A 19,771-nucleotide genomic window follows, 5' to 3' on the forward strand; every position below is an offset into this window, starting at 1 on the left:
TATCAATTGTTAACCATTGTTTTTAATCGAATTTAACACCATTTTAATCGGTGAATTCAATTAAAATAAATGCGATTCATCGATTTTTATCTAACCAGAGCAAAATTTCCTGAAACCTTTGGCCTATTTTCAATCTCTAGTGTAAACCAATAAGTGGATGAAGGTAAAGGGTTACCATTATAAGTACCATCCCAACCTACTGTATCTGGCGATAGCTGCTTAAGTAACTTACCATGACGATCATAAATGAAAAGTTGAGCTCCTGGATATTCTTTAAGTCCGTCAAAAGTCCAGTAATCATTAAAGCCATCTTGATTTGGAGTAAAAAAACGTTGGTAATCCAATGTTACAAAAGTGGCAAAAATTACTCCACATCCGTTTCTATCTCTCACCCTTAGATCATGATAGCCTTTGTACAATCCATCAAAGAAATTAGAACTTTGATAAGCACCGTCATCTACTGAAAATTCGTAGTCTCCAGAACCGCTTACCAGTATTGTAGCTGTATTATCGCCATTTCTAAAATCCTGAGTGATGATTTCATCAATAGTAGCTTTTGAAGATGGTAGAGCCTCGATAGTCAGCTGAGAGGTACATCCCTCATTGTTTGTAACAGTTACCGTATAAGATCCCGGTGAGAGTACATCAATTGTGTTGGTGTCTTGTCCACTTTCACCTGTACTCCATTCATAGAATTCAAATCCAAATTCCACACCTATAGTAATAGGCTGTGTATTCTCTTCGCATATAATTATCGGGTCCTGCATCCTTAAGTCAGGCGTTCTATTTAATACAACATTAAAATCTAAATCAGTAAAGCATCCTGAATTTACATCAGTAACACGAGAAAAAATACTAGTAACAGGTTGTGAAATTTGCGGTGTACCCGATAGGTTATTGGTAGGTACTGAGCGATCATTATTAGTTAGATAATGCCTTACTTCAAATAAATTTGGATCTAAAGCACCAAGTATCTCAGACGTTAAATCACTTAAAACAATTTGCTCTAACCCATCATTTTCTATATCACAAACAAGATAATTATTAGGATTTTGCACAACTGGAGGATTATACAGTCTCAAAGGAACTCTAACCACTGAATCACAAATAATACCTGCTGGATCGGTAACCTTTAAAAAATAAAAAGTTTGTGTGGTAGTAGCTGTAACATTTGGATTTATAGGATTGGTGTCGTTAAAAGCATCTTGTTCAGTATCATGATAGGTAATGTTGTACGAACTCGCATTTGCTACAAATAAATCTACATTTGCAGCAAGATCATAAGACTGGGTATTATTAACTGAGCATACAACTACTTCATCAAGATCATTAGGTATGCCATTTTCATCAACCACAATTTCAAATTCTGTAAAGTCAGTACAATTTGAGTCAGTACGTTCAATTCTAGCAAATACTGAAAAAGTACTTGTTGAATTTGTATAAGGAAATGATAATGCACCAGTACCTATATTAGCATCATTCAAGCTTTCGTGGTAAGTTACTATTACGTTGGATTGACCATTTATAATAGTAGCGTCAAACTGGGTAAAATCAAATTCTCTAATTCCGTCTTGTGGCCCTAGGTTATCACAAAACTCTTGATCTTGTACAGGATTTGCTACAGGAGCTGGCGGCAAGGTTGCCGTTCCTCCAGGATTAAGTTGAAATCCTCCTGTACCTGCTGCAAGTCCTACAATAATATAATATACTTCACCAGCTGTAGCATCAATCTCTCTTAAATATCCATTCCCATTTGCAGCAGGACCTTCTGTTACATCAGTCTCTGTATCATTTAATCCTGTGTTACCTGAAACACCAGCCCATTGTGGGTTTGTACTGCTACATCTAATTGCAGCTCCCAAATTATTACAATCTGTCACAGGTCCAAAGACAGCAAAATCATAATCAGCGTTTGCAACATCAGGCACCAAATCAAATCTAAAGCTTCCCGTATTTTCAATTTCTACCCTAAACCAGGCCTGATCAAACGGAAAATTATAACAAGAAGGCACTTGATTGTTGGGGCTTGCAAAATCATTGGTCCCAGCTCCTGATGGTGTTAATCCTAAATCTGTATTACCACAAAGTAAAATGGCATTGGTACAATCATTGGGATTTTGAGCAACCGAGGAAAAACCAATCACTAAACAAATAAAAAACTGTAAAAATTTAAAACGCTTCATGTAGTAAAAATAGGTTTAATTATTTAACCAGTACGTGTAATAAATGATGCAATTCCTCGAGAGTATTCAAATAACAAAAACTCACTCTTATACCGGGACCTCGTAACGAGGTAATAATATTTGAATCAAGCAACTTTTGATACAAGTGTTCATCACCATTAATGTTAAATATACCTGAATGGGATTCTCTGTGCATGACAGATGGATCTAACAACTTACGCTGCTTAAATTCTTGAAATACATTCTTGGACAATGTTTTATGCCTTAAATCAATATTTTGAATTCCTATTTTTTCTACTTCTTTTAAAGCTAGATTCAATGAAGATATAGCTAGCAAATCAACATGTCCTGGCTCAAACTGCTGTATCATTAAACTGCGATTATCCTGACGAGTATTTATAAGTTGATTTAAATGACTAGATACCTTTGAATATGAATCTGGTTGAATTGAAATAAATCCTATTCCATCACCTGCGTGTAGCCATTTGTAACAACTTGCGATGATTATATCTATTCCGCTTTCGCGAAAGCGGAACTCCTCACATCCCACGTATTGAGTTAAATCTGCAATAAAAACCGTATCGGGAAATTCGAGTTTAAGTTGTTTTATGAATTCATTGTTTAATTGAATGCCAGAAATATATTGAACCATACTAAAGCAGAAAAAATCAGGAGCTTCCTCTCTAAATGCTTCTAGGATTTTCTGCTCAATTTCATTGTCTATAGTAACATATTGAGTAATAAAACCTCGTTGCCTTACAGCGTCGTTAAGTGATGGGTAATCATCTTCAATTAATAGAAATTTGGATTCCTTATCCAGAGTATGCAAAACGTGAATAAAAGCTTGTGAAAAATTAGGAACAAAAGCTGTGTAATCAATATGTGAATCAAGAAATTGCGATAGACGTTTTCTGCAGGCATCAATCAAATTACTGGAAAGGTTTGTAAACTTTGATCCTTCATCTCTTAATTGATGTAGTATGTGAATGCGTTCATTAATGACCGCTTGAGAAAGCAACCCGTGATTAGCCACATTTAAATAAGTGTACCTATTAAGAATGGGGTAAGCTGCTCTTAAATTCTTGATAAGGGATGAGTTCATAAAGTCTTTATACTGTACATTTGAGTATAAAAATACAACTAATCATGTTCGGTTTTAAAAAGAAACACGTACCAGAAATCGATCCTCTACAAAAGGAACTTATAGAAAATGCCCAACGACGCATTAAAGAAAAACGTGGTCTATTCACTCATTTTGTTGTTTTCCTTGTAGGAGCTATTGGTTTGATAATCATCTCACAAGTTCTTATGCAAAGTGAACCTATTAAATTTCTAGGTGTGGAATGGTGGATATGGGTACTGTTTGTTTGGTTGTTATTATTAATTTATCACGCATTTAAAGTGTTCATCACAAATAGACTGCTGGGTCCAGAATGGGAAAAAAAACAGTACAACCGATTGGTTCAAAAACAACAAGAACGCATCGCACAGCTTGAATCTAAAATTAATAGTGAAAAGCCTTTACCTAAAACAAAAATCATATCTCAACCTTCAAACAATAAAACTTTGACCATGATTGCAGCCGCAGGCAGCAATAATGAATTGGGGAAAGATGGTGATTTAGTATGGCATTTGCCAGACGACTTTAAACGTTTCAAAGCTATTACAACTGGTCATCATATTATTATGGGAAGAAAAACTTTTGAGTCCTTCCCAAAACCTTTACCTAATCGCACTCATATCGTACTCACACGTGATAAAAATTACAAAACCTCACAGGCCATCGTAGTCCACGACATGGAAACTGCCCTTGCAGCAGCAAGTGAAGATGAAAAACCATTTATAATAGGTGGTGGAGAAATTTATCAAATAGCTCTACCTTACGCCACTCACATTGAACTTACTAGAGTTCATGGCTCATTCACTGCTGATGCTTTTTTTCCAGAAATTGATACCAACGAGTGGAATCTTATAAATAAAGAACATCATCCTAAGGATGATAAGCATGACTATGCTTTTGATTTTGAAACTTGGAAGCGTAAATAACAACAATCTAGATAAATGACACCTGCAAACTAGTTATAGCAAGTAAACCTACAAAAGCCTACTTTTACAACCTGAAAAATTACTAATATGAAAGCATACGTTTTTCCTGGACAAGGAGCCCAGTTCACAGGAATGGGAAAAGACTTATATGATAATCACGCCTCTGCAAGGGCTTTATTTGAACAAGCAAACGAGCAACTAGGATTTGACATTGCCAAAATCATGTTTGAAGGAACAGCAGAAGAACTTAAGCAAACTAAGGTTACACAACCTGCCGTTTTTTTACATTCTGTAATTCTAGCAAAAACGATGGGCGATGCCTTTAAACCGGATATGGTAGCTGGACATTCTTTAGGAGAATTAAGTGCACTTACTGCTACAAATTGTTTAAAATTTGAGGACGGACTTAATCTAGTTTCTAAACGTGCACTAGCGATGCAAGCCGCATGTGAAATACAGTCTAGTACTATGGCCGCAATTTTAGGTTTGACAGATGATGTTGTAGAACAGGTTTGTAAAGAAGTGAAAGGAACTGTTGTTGCTGCCAACTATAATTGTCCTGGACAATTAGTAATTTCTGGAGCAGTACCTGCTGTTGAGGAAGCTTGTGAAAGATTAAAGGCGGCAGGAGCAAAACGTGCTTTAATACTTCCAGTAGGTGGTGCTTTTCACTCTCCGTTAATGGAACCTGCAAGAGAAGAACTAGCCGCAGCTATTGAAGCTACAGAATTTTCAAAACCAATTTGTCCTATTTACCAGAACGTAACCACGTTTGCTCTAAACAATACCGACGACATAAAAACAAACCTTATTTATCAACTTACGGCACCTGTAAAATGGACTCAATCCATTCAAGAAATGATCAAGGATGGTGCTAATGAGTTTATTGAAGTAGGGCCTGGTCGCGCGCTGCAAGGAATGATTAAAAAAATCGATAGAGAAGTTACCACAAGCAGTGCAACTATAGAATAATTCATACTAGAATAAAAACAAAAAACCCTATTCTTAATTGAATAGGGTTTTTTTTATTCCTTTTAAAATGTTTTACATTTCAAGCGCTTTCTTCACATCGCCATCCATTAATAAATTGATAGGATCTTCTAGTGCTTCTTTAATAGCTACTAAGAAGCCTACAGATTCCTTACCATCGATAATTCTATGATCGTAAGATAAAGCAAGGTACATCATAGGACGTATTACAACTTGCCCATTTTCTGCAATTGGTCGCTCAATAATATTGTGCATTCCCAAAATACCACTTTGAGGTGGATTAATAATAGGAGTACTCATCATACTACCGAAAACTCCACCATTTGAAATAGTAAAGGTTCCACCCGTCATCTCGTCAACTGTGATTTGTCCATCACGAGCACGCAATGCTAAACGTTTTACTTCTGCCTCTACTCCTCTAAAACTTAGATTCTCTGCATTTCGTATTACAGGCACCATTAATCCTTTAGGACCTGATACTGCAATAGAAATATCTTTATAATCATAAGTAATCATTTCTTTACCATCTATCATACTGTTTACAGCAGGATATAAATCTAGGGCACGTACTACTGCCTTGGTAAAGAAGGACATAAATCCTAGAGAGACTCCATGTTTGGCTTTAAAGTCTTCTTTATATTCTTTACGTAAGTCAAAAATAGGTTGCATGTTTGCCTCGTTAAAGGTGGTCAACATCGCTGTTTCATTTTTTGCACTTACTAAACGTTCTGCTACTTTACGACGCAGCATGGATAATTTAGATCGAGAAACTCCTCTAGAGCCAGCTCCAGGTGTTCCCATAGAAGGTGTTGCGCTTACCGCATCTTCTTTTGTTATACGACCATCGCGACCAGTACCTTTAACGCTACCAGCATCGATACCTTTTTCATCTAAAATTTTCTTAGCTGCTGGACTAGCTGTACCTGTAGCATAAGACTCTTTAGCCTGTGTAGGTTGTGGTGCTTTATCATGACTAGTAGATTTTGAGTCGGGTGCACTTTTTGCCTGCTCTTTTTCAGCTGCTTGTCCACCACCTTCATCACCACCTTCATAGGTTGAGCTCTCGTTATTTACATCTTGAGAACCTCCATTTGGATTTGGAGCTTCAGTATCAATTAAACAGACTACTTCACCTACTGCAACAGCATCACCTTCTTCTGCTTTTAGGGTTATAATACCACTAGCTTCTGCTGGTAATTCTAGGGTTGCTTTATCACTATCTACCTCGGCAATTGCCTGGTCTTTTTCTACCCAGTCGCCATCGGCAACGAGCCATTCTGCGATTTCTACTTCTGTAATCGACTCGCCTGGTGAAGGCACTTTCATTTCTAGAGCCATAATTTACTTATTGTTATTAAAAACGTCTTCTATTACTTTACTATGACGCAATTTTGAACGAGTTGCACTACCCGTTGCTGGTGCGGCATACATATTTCTTGAACATACTCGCCAGTTTCTTGTTTCTGGCATGTGCAGTAGTAAGTGAGCATATGCTCCCATGTTACGAGGCTCTTCTTGAGCCCAAACGATGTCCTCGCTACCGTAATTTTTTATAATTTCTTGAATTTGATTTACTGGTAAAGGGAATAGTTGTTCAATACGTACGATGGCAACATCGTTACGATTATTCTCTTTTCTATACTCTAATAAATCGTAGTAGAATTTACCTGATGTAAATACTAGGGTTTTTGCTTTCGCGAAAGCGGAATCACCAGCATCACTATCAATAATTTCTTGGAAATGTCCATTCTCAAACTCTTCTACTTTACTTACCGCTGCCGGCAATCTAAGCAAGGATTTTGGAGTGAACACGATAAGTGGTTTACGATAATCCACAACCATTTGACGACGCAATAGGTGGAACATGTTTGCCGGAGTTGTACAATTTGCAACAAACATATTATCTCTAGCACATAGTTGCAGGTAACGTTCTGGACGAGCACTAGAGTGTTCAGCTCCTTGACCTTCATAACCATGTGGTAAAAGCATTACCAGCCCGTTTTGGTTTTTCCATTTATCTTCTCCAGCACTGATGTACTGGTCAATCATGATCTGTGCACCATTTGAGAAATCTCCAAACTGGGCTTCCCAAATAGTCAATGTTTTTGGTCTTGCTAGTGCATATCCATACTCAAATCCTACAACACCATATTCTGAAAGATGTGAATTGTAAATCTCAAATTTACCAGTTGCGTCTAGATTGTTATGAAGGATAAATTCTTGCTCTTGATTTTCTGACTTTACAACTGCATGACGGTGTGAGAATGTACCGCGTTCTACATCCTGACCACTCATACGGATGTTATATCCTTCAAGCATTAAGCTACCATAGGCTAGGTGTTCTCCCATTGCCCAGTCTAGCTCATCCTTATCAAACATGGTTTGTCTAACCTCAACAATTTTCTTGATTTTACGTATGAAATTACGATCCTCTGGAAGTTGGGAGATTGTTTTGGTGATTTTTTCAAGCACCTCTCTTTTTACTCCAGTAGGCACTTTTTCCATCATTTTATCTTCAGTTGCTGTGTGGTATCCTTCCCACTCATCTTGCATAAAAGGTGTGATGATGGTATTTTCTTTTTTTCGCGAACTCTCTAGTTCTTCTTCTAATCCTTCTTTGTAGGACTTCTCAAGATTCTTTACGTGATCCTTATTGATCAGTCCTTCTTTAAGCAATTTATCAGCATAAATATCTCTAGAATTCTTATGCTTTTTAATTGCTTTATATAATTGGGGTTGAGTGAACATAGGTTCATCACCTTCATTGTGACCGTATTTTCTATAACCTAATAGGTCAATAAAAACATCACGCCCAAACTCCATTCTGTAATCTAGCGCAAAATTCATCGCATGGACTACAGCTTCGGCATCATCGGCATTTACATGAAGAACTGGTGATAAAGTAACTTTTGCTATATCAGTACAATACGTACTTGATCTAGCATCTAGGTAATTAGTTGTAAAACCTACCTGATTATTAACTACTACATGAATGGTTCCTCCTGTTTTATACGCTTCTAGCTGTGCCATTTGCACCACTTCATAAACAATCCCTTGTCCAGCGACAGCAGCATCACCATGTAATACGATAGGTAAGGTCTTACTCATATCATTAGGTGTGTGCATGTCCTGTTTAGCTCTTGCTATACCTTCTACGACCGCTCCTACAGTCTCAAGGTGTGATGGATTAGGAACAATATTGATGTTAATATCATTTCCATTATCAGTCTTGCGCTTGCTTGTGTAACCTAAGTGGTACTTAACATCACCATCAAAGATGTCTTGTTCATAATCCTTTCCATCAAATTCTGAAAAGATATCAGTTACTGGCTTACCAAATATATTGGTAAGAACATTAAGACGTCCACGGTGTGCCATTCCTAATACAAATTGATTAACGCCTTTATCGGCAGCGTTTTCAATTAATGCATCAAGACCAGGAATTAAGGACTCGTTACCTTCTAACGAGAATCTTTTTTGACCTACATATTTTGTATGTAAGAAAGATTCAAAAGATACTGCTTCGTTTAATTTTTTCAGAATTTGTTTTTTCTGATTTTCATTAAATTTTGCGTGATTATTATTTTGGTGTAACCAGTTTTGTATCCACTTTACCTCATCTGGTTTTCTTATGTACATGTACTCTACACCTATACTTTCACAATAAACCATCTTAAGATGATCTATGATATTTTGAAGTGTAGCTTTACCTATACCTATAAGTTCTCCAGAGTCAAACTCTTTGCCCAAATCTTCATTAGACAATCCAAAGTTCTGGATATCTAATTTAGGCTCATAGTTACGTCGCTCTCTTACCGGATTTGTTCTTGTAAACAAATGTCCTCTAGAACGATAGGCATCTATAAGTTTAACAACTTGAAATTCTTTTTTAACATTATCGGGAACTGTAACGCTGCTTCCCTGATGTTCTACTACTAAGTCACCTTCATGAGCACTTTCCATACCGAAATCAAAGCCTTGGAAGAAAGCTCTCCATGAAGGTTCAATGCGATCTGGATTGATCAAATATTCGTCGTAAAGCTGAGCAAAGTAAGCAGTGTGTGCTGCGTTCAGAAATGAATACTTATCCATAAAATTGTAAGGAAATTTCCTTTTTTTCAAATATGATAGCAAAAGTAAAGAAAAGTGCTCGCTTGACATCGACTTTTGTATATTTATAACGATTGAAATTCCTAAAACTCAGAATAATGAAAAACAGACATTCTAACATTATTGCATTTTTCATAATTTTTACCTTGGTAATTTGTAAATCTTTCAGTCAGTCTACTACCACAGAGTCAGATTTTTGGAATAAAGTAAGATTTGGAGGAAATATTGGAGCTGGATTCAATAACAATTTCACCTCAATCATTATTGCTCCACAAGCTATTTATCAACTTAAACCCAATTTTGGGGTTGGTTTAGGCTTAAATTACAGCTATTCTGAAAGAGATGTTAATAATGCTAGTTTTCAAGATTTCTCGTCAAATATTTATGGAGCTAGTATAATTGGTATTGCAAATCCTATTGATTATTTGCAGGTAAGCGCCGATTTTGAATATTTCTACGTGAATCAAAATTTTGAAAACAGCTCTTTGGATAGAGAGTACTGGGTACCTGCACTATTTCTAGGTGCTGGTTATCGACAAGGGAATTTTGTTATTGGATTTAGGTACGACATTCTTTACAATGAAGATAAAAGCATCTACAACAATGGTTTACAACCGTTTGTAAGATTACTCTTCTAATTACTGCCTCAATCTAAATTGAATTTTTACCCATTCTCGATACAAGAAACCTATTACTATACCATGTTCCAAATGTCGTTCCTGCACATCTGCCAGGTAATACAATTGCTGTAACTTGGGATCACTATCTTCTATTGCATCTGACAATAATTGGATAACAGATTCCAGAAATTCGTCAGGCGTGTCAGACTGCACAACTGGATAACCACTGCGCTCCAAATCTTTATTGATTTGATTGCGATAAAGTGAAAACACGTGATGTCGTTGCAGCTTATCTTTAATAAGCTCTAATTGATGAGACATTTTATACTTTTTTGTGAATGGTTTGTTTCACGCTTTCGCGAAAGCGAATCTTTTAATAATTCACTCAAACAACAAATTAAGGTAATAGTAACAACTTTTTACAGACAAAAAGAGTAAAATTGGATAGCATACTCAACACATGACCAATAAAGATCTATTTAAAATTGCCGAAACTTTTTTTGAAAATAAAGGATGGACACCGTTTCCTTTTCAAAAAAACGCATGGAATGCCTTTTTACAAGGAAAACACGGCTTACTCAATGCACCAACGGGTAGTGGTAAAACGTATGCTCTCTGGATCGCTATTGTATTAAATTACATCAAACAAAATCCCGATTATAAGAAAAAGCCCAGTAAAGGATTAAAAGCTGTCTGGATAACACCTTTACGATCTCTGTCGAATGAAATTGCACAAACCACACAATCCTTTGTAGATGCTATTGAATTACCCTTTAAAGTAGGAATAAGAACAGGTGATACATCGAGCAAGGAAAGAAGCGCTCAAAAAAAGAGCATGCCGGATTTATTAATTACAACTCCTGAAAGTTTACATTTATTACTAGCAAGTAAAGATCGTAATAATACTTTTAAAACCTGTGAAGCTCTTGTCATTGATGAATGGCATGAGCTGCTGGGCACTAAACGAGGTGTACAAATGGAACTAGCTATTTCCCGTTTGAGAACAATAAGCTCAGAAATAAGGATTTGGGGAATTAGTGCTACCATTGGAAATTTAAATCAAGCTCAAGACGTCTTATTAGGCATACCTACCCACGATCATAATACGCAATTGAATGACAATGCAATCCCCAAAGATCGAGTTTTAATAAAGGCAAATATTAAAAAGGACATTAAGGTACAATCCATCATCCCCAAAAAGATGGATAAAATGCCATGGAGAGGCCACTTAGGTTTGCACTTGTTGGAAGACGTTGTACACATAATAAACTCCAGTAAAAGCACTTTAATTTTTACAAACACAAGAGCGCAATGCGAAATATGGTTTCAAGCATTGATGAGCAACCATCCAGAATTTGCAGGTGAGGTAGCTATGCATCATGGATCTATTAATAAAGAAACTCGCATATGGGTAGAAAACGCAATACGCAATGAGTCGTTAAAGGCTTGTGTTTGTACTTCATCATTAGATTTAGGAGTAGATTTTGCACCGGTAGAAACAATCATCCAAGTAGGTGGACCAAAAGGGGTTGCGCGATTTTTACAAAGAGCTGGTCGTAGTGGCCATAGACCAGGCGAGACCAGTGTAATCTACTTCTTACCTACACACGCACTTGAACTTATTGAAGCAAGTGCGCTGCAAAAAGCGGTAACAAATCAAGCCGTTGAAGATAGGCTGCCCTACCTATTATGTTACGATGTACTCATTCAATATCTATGTACACTAGCAGTAGGTGGTGGTTTTTATCCCGATCAAATTTATAAGGAAATTAAACAAACATTTTGCTTTCAATCCATTAGCCAGGATGAATGGCAATGGTGTCTCAATTTTATTGTTCATGGAAGCAATAGTTTAAGTAACTACGATGAATATAAAAAAGTAGAAATAGATGATACCGGTCGGTATTTTATCGATTCTAGAGCAATAGCGATGAGACATCGATTACAAATAGGAACCATTGTTACAGGACAAGATGTGACTGTGAAATACGTGACAGGCGGATATGTAGGAACTATTGAAGAGTATTTCATAAGCAAACTTAATCGTGGTGATGTGTTTGTATTTGCTGGACGCACTTTAGAATTTGTACGACTAAAGGGAATGGTAGCACAAGTGCGCATTTCAAATAAAAAGAAAGGACAAGTGAGCAATTGGCAAGGTAGTCGTTTACCGCTTAGCTCTCAATTAGGTGAATTGCTTAGGGAAGAGATGATAAATTTTCAAACAGGAAAAAAGAAAACACCAGAGGTGCAAGCTCTTAAAGATATTATTAAACGTCAACAACAAGAAAGCATCATTCCACTACCCAATCAATTTTTAATAGAAACCTTTAAAACTAGAGAAGGATACCATTCGGTATTTTATCCGTTTGAAGGAAGATTTGTTCATGAAGCCATGGCAGGTTTGATCGCTTATAGAGTAAGTTTGCTTCAGCCCATTTCTTTTTCACTTGCCTTTAATGATTATGGTTTTGAATTACTAAGTGATCAGCCTTTTAATATGCAAGACCTATTGGATAACAACCTACTTACACCCGATATGCTATCCCAAGACATGATAGCCAGTGTTAATGCCACAGAATTAGCTAAAAGACAGTTTAGAGACATCGCAGTAATTGCAGGATTGGTCTTTACTGGCTATCCCAACAAAATCATTAAAACAAAACATTTACAAAACAGCAGTCAATTATTATTTGAAGTATTCAAAGACAATGAACCAGATAATCTACTCTTACGCCAGGCCTATACAGAAACCTATGAACAGCAAATAGAAGAATACCGCTTGCGAGAAAGCCTAGAACGTATCAAGTCGCAAGATATCATCTGGAATCAGTGTGATAAACCTACACCCTTTTCATTCCCCATAATTACCGATAGATTGAGAGCTAAATTATCGAGTGAAAAACTAGCTGACCGCATTAAACGAATGCAATTGAAATGGGAATAATTGTATTATTTTCCAGTAAATAAGTATTGTGATAAATCAAGTCTAAACGCCTTGAGAAAAGTAATGCTTACAAGATTTAAAAAGCTATTAAAACTCGTACCTTTTCCCTACTTTTGCACACCTTAAAACACTGGTGACATGAGTACTAAATTCAATGAATACAAAGGTTTAAATCTTCCTGAAGTTGATAAGAAAATCAAACAATTCTGGAAAGATCAGGACATCTTCAACAAGTCGGTAACTACAAGAGAAGGTAACGAACCTTTTATTTTCTTTGAAGGACCACCATCGGCAAATGGATTGCCTGGTATTCACCACGTTATGGGTCGTACTATCAAGGATTTGTTCTGTCGTTTTAAGACACAGCAAGGCTATCAAGTGAATCGTAAAGCCGGATGGGATACGCACGGTTTACCAGTGGAACTAGGTGTGGAAAAAGCTTTAGGCATTACCAAAGAAGATATAGGCACTAAAATATCTATTGAAGAATACAACCAAGCCTGTAAAGACGCTGTATTAAAATACACCGATATATGGAGTAACCTAACCGAGGATATGGGTTATTGGGTAGACATGGAAGATCCATACATAACCTACAAGCCTAAATACATGGAAAGTGTATGGTGGTTACTTAAAGAAATTTATAATAAAGATTTACTTTATAAAGGTTACACCATCCAACCTTATTCACCAGCTGCCGGAACAGGTTTGAGTTCGCACGAATTGAACCAACCAGGATGCTATCGTGATGTTACAGATACTACTGTGACTGCGCAGTTTAAAGTAACTGATCCTGCACAGTTACCGTTTACCACTCAAGGTGAAGTTTTCTTCCTAGCATGGACTACTACTCCATGGACTTTACCATCTAACACAGCGCTTACTGTTGGGCCAAAGATTGACTACGTACTTGTAGAAACTTTCAACCAATATACGGGTGAATCAATGCAAGTCATACTAGCAGAAGCCCTTGTAAGCTATCAGTTTGGTAAGAAATATGAACATTTTGATAATGACGCTTTCGCGAAAGCGAAACAAGAATACAAACTGGGCGACAAAAAAATACCATATACGCTATTAGGAACTTGCAAAGGAGTAGATTTGGTAAATATCAAATACGACCAACTACTGGAATATGCATTACCTTATGAAAATGCAGAAAATGCTTTTAGGGTAATAGCAGGCGATTTTGTAACTACAGAAGATGGAACTGGTATTGTACACACTGCACCAACCTTTGGAGCAGATGATGCACTTGTAGCAAAACAAGCAACTCCAGAAATCCCACCAATGCTAGTATTGGATGAAAACAACAATCCAGTACCGCTTGTAGATTTACAAGGTAAATTTAGAGGAGACTTACCTTTTATAGGTGGCAAGTATGTGAAAAACGAATACTATAAAGACAATGCTCCGGAACGCAGTGTCGATGTAGAAATAGCCATCGCCCTAAAAGAACAAAATCGTGCTTTTAAAGTAGAAAAATATGTACACAGTTATCCTCATTGTTGGAGAACTGACAAGCCTGTACTTTATTATCCACTAGATAGCTGGTTTATCAAAGCTACGGCTTTCAAAGACCGTATGCACGAGTTAAATAAGACCATTAATTGGAAACCAAAATCAACTGGTGAAGGAAGATTTGGTAACTGGCTGGCTAATGCCAATGATTGGAATCTTTCTAGATCACGTTTTTGGGGTATCCCACTACCTATATGGCGCAATGAGACAGGGACTAAAGAAATCATAATAGGCTCTGTAGAAGAACTGGTAAAGGAGATAGAAAAATCTATCGCCGCTGGTGTTATGTCAAAAAATCCGTTTGAAGGATTTACAGCTGGTGACATGAGTGATCAAAATTATGATTTGATTGATTTACACAAAAATGTTGTAGATCAAATAACACTTATTGCTGATAATGGAGAGCACTTGCACCGCGAGGCAGACTTGATTGACGTGTGGTTTGATAGTGGTTCAATGCCGTATTCCCAATGGCACTATCCATTTGAAAATAAAGAAGCCGTAGAGAACGGTTTACGCAAGGCAGATTTTATAGCCGAAGGTGTAGATCAAACTCGTGGATGGTTTTACACACTACATGCTATTGCTACTATGATTAGTGACGATGTTGCTTACAAAAATGTAGTATCAAACGGACTGGTTCTGGATAAGAATGGTCAAAAAATGTCTAAGCGATTAGGAAATGCAGTGGACCCATTTGAGACTTTAGGCAAATATGGCGCCGATGCCACAAGATGGTACATGGTGAGTAATGCAAATCCTTGGGACAACCTAAGATTTGATACTGATGGTATTCAAGAAGTGCAGCGTAAGTTTTTTGGAACCTTGTATAATACCTATAGCTTTTTTGCCCTGTATGCAAATGTTGATGGCTTTAAATACGATGAAAAGGATATTCCATTAAATGAACGTCCAGAAATTGATCGATGGATCCTATCTGAACTTAATACTCTTATCAAAGACACAACAGCCTTCTACGAGGAATACGAACCTACTAGAGCTGCAAGAGCAATCACCACCTTTGTGACAGAGAATTTAAGTAACTGGTACGTAAGGTTATGTAGAAGACGTTTTTGGAAAGGTAGTTACGAGCAAGATAAAATCGCTGCTTATCAAACCCTATATACTTGTTTAAAAACAGTAGCTCAATTAGGCGCTCCTATCGCTCCTTTTTTCATGGATCAATTATACCGTGACTTGACAAGTGTTTGCGAGAGCAACAGCAGTGAAAGTGTTCACCTATCCCAATTCCCTATCGCAAACAACGACCTTATCAATAGTGAGTTAGAGGAAAAAATGCACAAAGCACAAGTGATTTCAAGTCTTACGCTTTCATTACGCAAAAAAGAAAGCATAAAAGTAAGACAACCCTTGCAACGTGTTATGATTCCTGTTTTAGACAGTAAGGACAAGGCTCAAATAGAAGCTATTGCAGATCTAGTAAAGAGTGAGGTGAATGTTAAAGAAGTGGAGTTAATCGATGATGCAAGTGGGATACTTGTTAAAGAAATAAAGCCAAACTTTAAAGTTCTAGGACCTCGTTTTGGTAAGGAAATGGGCAAAATTGCTGGGAAAATCAAAAGTTTTCAACAAGAAGACATCGCTTTGTTAGAAAAAAATGGAGAAATTAACATAAACATTAATGGTACTGATACTATATTGAGCCTCGAAGACGTTGAGATAACATCTTCGGATATAGAAGGATGGCTAGTTGCTAATCAATCAGGCATTACAGTTGCGCTCGATGTAACTATTTCTCCAGAGCTCAAACAGGAAGGGATTTCACGTGAATTAGTGAATCGTATTCAAAACATAAGAAAGGACTCCGGACTCGAGGTAACAGACCGCATAACGATCACAATGCAATCGCACCCAGAAATGGATGCCGCGGTAGAGAAAAATGCCCAGTATATTAAAGATGAAACATTAGCCAATGATTTAACAATAACACAATCTGTAGATAACGGTACGATAATTGAGTTTGACGACATTGCGACCGCAATACAGATAACAAAACAATAAATTATGAGCGATGTAGAAGTAAAAAAGGAACGTTATAGCGATGAAGATCTAGCATACTTTAAAGAGTTAATTGAAGCTAAAATTAAAGATGCACAAGAGCAGTATGAGCTTATTAAAAGCTCCTATGCAAACGATGCTAATAATGGTACTGATGATACCGCACCACAATTCAAAGCATTTGATGAAGGTAGCGAGGTAATGAGCAAGGAAGCAAACGCGCAACTTGCAATTCGTCAAGAGAAATTTATAAGAGATCTTAAAAATGCTCTTATAAGAATTGAGAACAAAACTTACGGTATTTGCCGTAAACTAGGCAAAAAGATCAAGAAGGAACGCCTAGAGCTTGTTCCACATGCCACTCTAAGTATAGAGGCTAAAAACATGCAATAACAAATTACTTCTCCCTAAATACAGGCCTTTTATGAGCTATCTGCATCGTATTACAAATCAGATAACTTGTAAAAGGTTTTTTTATACCAGTGTTTTAATGTTGTTCGCTTTCGCGAAAGCGTACTCTCAAGACAACTCTTCAAATACTAGAGCTACAACCTTTACCGCAGGTAACCTGCGTACCTTAATGATTGAACTTAATGAGTATGCCGAAATCCATTTACAAGCTTCTCAAACAACTAATATCTCCATAACGACAACCCAACGTGGTGAATATAAAGAAGCCGTTGAACTCACTCATTATATTAAAAATGACACCGTATTTTTTAAAGACCCAATCTCAAATATCTATCAAAAACCTGATGATAAACTAGCTGCTCACAAAGTGACAGACGCAGTAGTAAAAATGGTAATACCACACGACATGAAACTAAATATTGTTGCGCAAAGTGCTTCAATCCATACACTAGGTTCATTTTCTTATATTCAGATTAATTGTACATCTGGCGCTATCACTATTGAAGACCCTAATTGCGACCTAGACATCACCAACATTCTAGGTTCTACGACTATTTATTGTGATTCTATTTCACCAGAAATTCGTCTAGGGAAAAAAGCGACATTTAATGATAAAAGAAGAAAAAAACGTCCCAGTAAAAATGGAGGTATCATTCAAACGTCTTCTGGGAATATTAGCATTTTAAATACAGAGGATAAGTAGTATTTTAGCAGTTCACAAAAGCCGTACATGAAATTATCAAAAGCATTACTTATTGTTTTTTCAGTTCTCCTACTGGATCAAATAAGTAAGATATATATTAAACTTAATTATCAACTAGCAAGTAATTCAAATGATGCCATACTAGATTGGGGTAAATTCAAATTAGTTTTTTATGAAAATGCTGGTGCAGCATGGGGAACCGAAATCCCAGGAGATTATGGTAAGATAATCTTAGTAGTTTTCAGAATTTTTGCTGTAATGGGAATAGGTTATTGGCTATGGAGCAGTATTAAAAAACACAGTCATAAAATACTAATCATATGCATATCCTTAATTCTCGCTGGTGCGATAGGAAATATAATCGATAGTGTGTTCTATGGTGTGTTATTTTCTGACAGCTACCATGGTGTAGCAGAATTTTTACCAGAGGAAGGTGGATACGCTCCTATTTTCTATGGAAAGGTAGTGGACATGCTTTACTTCCCTTTATTTGACGGGACTTTTCCTAGTTGGATTCCAGGTATAGGAGGAAATAAATTTACATTTTTCAATGCTGTTTTTAATATTGCAGATAGTGCGATTACGATTGGTGTAATTCTGCTGCTACTTTTCAGTAAAAAAGCTTTTCCTAAAAATTAATTCTAGGAAGAAATCTTATTGAAAATTTTGAGTAAATGTGTTTTAGATAGTGGTTTTGTAATGAAATCACTTACAAGAGCGTGTTTCTTTGCTTTAGCAATTTCATTTTGATTAATACTAGAACTTACCACTAATAAATGTATTCCTTTTTCTTGTAAGGCAGCGGTGTGATCTTCTAAGATATCTAATAATTCCCATCCATTCATGATAGGCATATTGAGATCTAATAAGACAACCTGCGGCGCCTCGATTTTATTTTTTAAAACGAGCTCAAAAAACTTTAGTGCCTGATCACCGTTTTCAAAAAGTACAAGTTCATCAACGAGATCATATTTATCTACAATCATACTCATCAAGCTCACATAGAGCCGATCATCATCAATAATACAAGCTTTTTTTAAAACGCTCATTTTTAAAATTTAATAGTAAACGACGTTCCTTTATTTAATTTACTTTTTACCATGACATCACCACCTAAGCTTTCTACTTGATTTTTAAGAACAAATAAACCTATTCCTTGTGACTCACCACTGGCATCGGTTGATTCAAACATTTTAAAGATATAATCTGCCTGTTTGTTCATATCTATACCGACACCGTTATCTTTAAAAACCAATAGTTTCCTCTTATTTTTAACCTTAGTTCTTACCTTTATTCTAAGAGGTTCTTTTCTACTTCTAAATTTAATACTATTAGATATAAGTTGAATGAAAATATTTTTTAAAAACGAAGGCACATAATTTATCACGGATAGATCTGAGAAATCACCTTTAACTTTTGCATCAATAGCAAGAAGCTCTTCTTTAAACTCAAATAAACACTCTTTGAAAATCGTTTCTAAGTTAACCTGTTGAACCTTTTTTTCTTCTATATTAATGGTAACGACCTGGTTAAGATGCTCCAATGTGGATGACAGGTTGTTGCTTATTTCGGATAGATAATTAAAGAAAGTATCTGTTTGTTGATCTTTATCTCTTATATCATTAAATGCATCTAAAGTAAGCTGTAAATTGCTAGCGTGAGATCTAAGGTTGTGTGAAACTATATGTGCAAAATGGACCAATCTATCATTTTGTTCTTGAATAAGTTTTGCTCTATTTTCAAGCTCATTACCTCTTCTTACAAACCTATCAATACTGGTGAACACACCTCTAACCCCAACAATGTTATGCTCGCTATCATGTAAAGGTTTACCACTGGCCTTTGCCCAGAAGACATTACCATGATAATCTTTCATTTCAATATCGAGAACAAAGCTACCGCCATTAATACAAGAGTAGAAAAGCTCTACCGCTTTCTTACGATCAGCAAAAAAACTGAGTGCAGAGTGAATGTCTAGATTATAGTTTTTAGGTATATCCAAAATATTTCTTCCAATATCATCGATATAACCTTCTCCTGTCTTTAAGTTACCACTGTAAGCTCCAGTAACGGTAAGCTCTGCAGTTTCACTTAAAAAATATTCTTTATCCTCTAATAATTTTTTAAGAGGTTGATTGGATTTTTCTATCATCGTTCTTAGGGAAAAACGTGAATCTTATTTATTAGGAACAGTTCCATTAGAATCTAAAACTATGAATTA

Annotated in this window: 15 protein-coding genes; 8 read left to right on the plus strand and 7 right to left on the minus strand. The window is 36.4% G+C overall.

Going from position 1 to position 19,771, the window contains the following annotated elements; genetic code table 11:
- Window positions 1-86: 86 nt before the first annotated feature.
- Window positions 87-2,183, minus strand: coding sequence for a T9SS type B sorting domain-containing protein (locus AAT17_RS06385; protein WP_060523332.1), 2,097 nt, complete (start codon window positions 2,181-2,183; stop codon window positions 87-89).
- A gap of 19 nt (window positions 2,184-2,202) precedes the next feature.
- On the minus strand, window positions 2,203-3,285 hold the full coding sequence (locus AAT17_RS06390; protein WP_082586917.1) for an aminotransferase class V-fold PLP-dependent enzyme: 1,083 nt from the start codon (window positions 3,283-3,285) through the stop codon (window positions 2,203-2,205).
- A gap of 20 nt (window positions 3,286-3,305) precedes the next feature.
- Between AAT17_RS06390 and AAT17_RS06395 the strand changes: the two genes are divergently transcribed.
- A complete protein-coding gene (locus tag AAT17_RS06395; protein ID WP_367379288.1) occupies window positions 3,306-4,229 on the plus strand; it encodes a dihydrofolate reductase in 924 nt (307 codons plus the stop codon).
- An 87-nt stretch (window positions 4,230-4,316) separates the two neighbouring features.
- Window positions 4,317-5,201, plus strand: coding sequence for an ACP S-malonyltransferase (fabD, locus tag AAT17_RS06400; RefSeq protein WP_042276329.1), 885 nt, complete (start codon window positions 4,317-4,319; stop codon window positions 5,199-5,201).
- Window positions 5,202-5,273: 72 nt separating this feature from the next.
- Here fabD and odhB read toward each other — a convergent pair whose 3' ends face one another.
- Complete coding sequence (gene odhB, locus AAT17_RS06405) at window positions 5,274-6,557, minus strand: 2-oxoglutarate dehydrogenase complex dihydrolipoyllysine-residue succinyltransferase (protein ID WP_060523334.1); 1,284 nt, start codon at window positions 6,555-6,557, stop codon at window positions 5,274-5,276.
- A 3-nt stretch (window positions 6,558-6,560) separates the two neighbouring features.
- Entirely contained in the window at window positions 6,561-9,311 is a 2,751-nt protein-coding gene (locus tag AAT17_RS06410; RefSeq protein ID WP_060523335.1) for a 2-oxoglutarate dehydrogenase E1 component, read from the minus strand.
- A gap of 116 nt (window positions 9,312-9,427) precedes the next feature.
- Here AAT17_RS06410 and AAT17_RS06415 point away from each other — a divergent pair, with 116 nt between their 5' ends.
- Window positions 9,428-9,967, plus strand: a complete 540-nt coding sequence (locus AAT17_RS06415) for a hypothetical protein (protein ID WP_060523336.1) — start codon at window positions 9,428-9,430, stop codon at window positions 9,965-9,967.
- On the opposite strand, the gene AAT17_RS06420 is transcribed toward AAT17_RS06415, so the two are convergent.
- Window positions 9,968-10,270 (minus strand): hypothetical protein, encoded by a 303-nt coding sequence (locus AAT17_RS06420; protein WP_042276335.1) that lies wholly within the window; start codon window positions 10,268-10,270, stop codon window positions 9,968-9,970.
- 139 nt (window positions 10,271-10,409) lie between these two features.
- Between AAT17_RS06420 and AAT17_RS06425 the strand changes: the two genes are divergently transcribed.
- The 5 genes from AAT17_RS06425 (at window position 10,410) to AAT17_RS06445 (ending at window position 18,189) form a co-directional block, all read left to right on the plus strand.
- A complete protein-coding gene (locus AAT17_RS06425; protein WP_060523337.1) occupies window positions 10,410-12,896 on the plus strand; it encodes a ligase-associated DNA damage response DEXH box helicase in 2,487 nt (828 codons plus the stop codon).
- A 138-nt stretch (window positions 12,897-13,034) separates the two neighbouring features.
- The gene (ileS, locus tag AAT17_RS06430; protein WP_060523338.1) at window positions 13,035-16,439 is read left to right on the plus strand and encodes an isoleucine--tRNA ligase; all 3,405 of its coding nucleotides are present in this window, start codon (window positions 13,035-13,037) and stop codon (window positions 16,437-16,439) included.
- A gap of 3 nt (window positions 16,440-16,442) precedes the next feature.
- Window positions 16,443-16,829, plus strand: coding sequence for a molecular chaperone DnaK (locus AAT17_RS06435; protein WP_042276339.1), 387 nt, complete (start codon window positions 16,443-16,445; stop codon window positions 16,827-16,829).
- 31 nt (window positions 16,830-16,860) lie between these two features.
- A complete protein-coding gene (locus AAT17_RS06440) occupies window positions 16,861-17,550 on the plus strand; it encodes a hypothetical protein (RefSeq protein ID WP_157539240.1) in 690 nt (229 codons plus the stop codon).
- Window positions 17,551-17,577: 27 nt separating this feature from the next.
- Window positions 17,578-18,189, plus strand: a complete 612-nt coding sequence (locus tag AAT17_RS06445) for a lipoprotein signal peptidase (protein WP_060523340.1) — start codon at window positions 17,578-17,580, stop codon at window positions 18,187-18,189.
- 2 nt (window positions 18,190-18,191) lie between these two features.
- Here the strand turns inward: AAT17_RS06445 and AAT17_RS06450 are convergent, their stop codons facing one another.
- Both AAT17_RS06450 and AAT17_RS06455 read right to left on the minus strand, forming a co-directional pair.
- Window positions 18,192-18,599: a response regulator gene (locus AAT17_RS06450; protein WP_060523341.1), complete on the minus strand. Its 408-nt coding sequence runs from the start codon at window positions 18,597-18,599 to the stop codon at window positions 18,192-18,194.
- Window positions 18,600-18,601: 2 nt separating this feature from the next.
- A complete protein-coding gene (locus AAT17_RS06455; RefSeq protein WP_060523342.1) occupies window positions 18,602-19,702 on the minus strand; it encodes an ATP-binding protein in 1,101 nt (366 codons plus the stop codon).
- Window positions 19,703-19,771: the final 69 nt, after the last annotated feature.

Origin of the sequence: Nonlabens sp. MIC269, from assembly GCF_001430865.1 — a bacterium.
GTDB lineage: Bacteria > Bacteroidota > Bacteroidia > Flavobacteriales > Flavobacteriaceae > Nonlabens > Nonlabens tegetincola.

Bases quoted from the DNA above. Each gene is read 5' to 3' on its own strand.
- AAT17_RS06385 (WP_060523332.1), bottom strand. From the start codon at position 2,183: ATGAAGCGTTTTAAATTTTTACAGTTTTTTATTTGTTTAGTGATTGGT.
- AAT17_RS06390 (WP_082586917.1), bottom strand. From the start codon at position 3,285: ATGAACTCATCCCTTATCAAGAATTTAAGAGCAGCTTACCCCATTCTT.
- fabD (WP_042276329.1), top strand. From the start codon at position 4,317: ATGAAAGCATACGTTTTTCCTGGACAAGGAGCCCAGTTCACAGGAATG.
- odhB (WP_060523334.1), bottom strand. From the start codon at position 6,557: ATGGCTCTAGAAATGAAAGTGCCTTCACCAGGCGAGTCGATTACAGAA.
- AAT17_RS06410 (WP_060523335.1), bottom strand. From the start codon at position 9,311: ATGGATAAGTATTCATTTCTGAACGCAGCACACACTGCTTACTTTGCT.
- AAT17_RS06415 (WP_060523336.1), top strand. From the start codon at position 9,428: ATGAAAAACAGACATTCTAACATTATTGCATTTTTCATAATTTTTACC.
- AAT17_RS06420 (WP_042276335.1), bottom strand. From the start codon at position 10,270: ATGTCTCATCAATTAGAGCTTATTAAAGATAAGCTGCAACGACATCAC.
- AAT17_RS06425 (WP_060523337.1), top strand. From the start codon at position 10,410: ATGACCAATAAAGATCTATTTAAAATTGCCGAAACTTTTTTTGAAAAT.
- ileS (WP_060523338.1), top strand. From the start codon at position 13,035: ATGAGTACTAAATTCAATGAATACAAAGGTTTAAATCTTCCTGAAGTT.
- AAT17_RS06435 (WP_042276339.1), top strand. From the start codon at position 16,443: ATGAGCGATGTAGAAGTAAAAAAGGAACGTTATAGCGATGAAGATCTA.
- AAT17_RS06440 (WP_157539240.1), top strand. From the start codon at position 16,861: ATGAGCTATCTGCATCGTATTACAAATCAGATAACTTGTAAAAGGTTT.
- AAT17_RS06445 (WP_060523340.1), top strand. From the start codon at position 17,578: ATGAAATTATCAAAAGCATTACTTATTGTTTTTTCAGTTCTCCTACTG.
- AAT17_RS06450 (WP_060523341.1), bottom strand. From the start codon at position 18,599: ATGAGCGTTTTAAAAAAAGCTTGTATTATTGATGATGATCGGCTCTAT.
- AAT17_RS06455 (WP_060523342.1), bottom strand. From the start codon at position 19,702: ATGATAGAAAAATCCAATCAACCTCTTAAAAAATTATTAGAGGATAAA.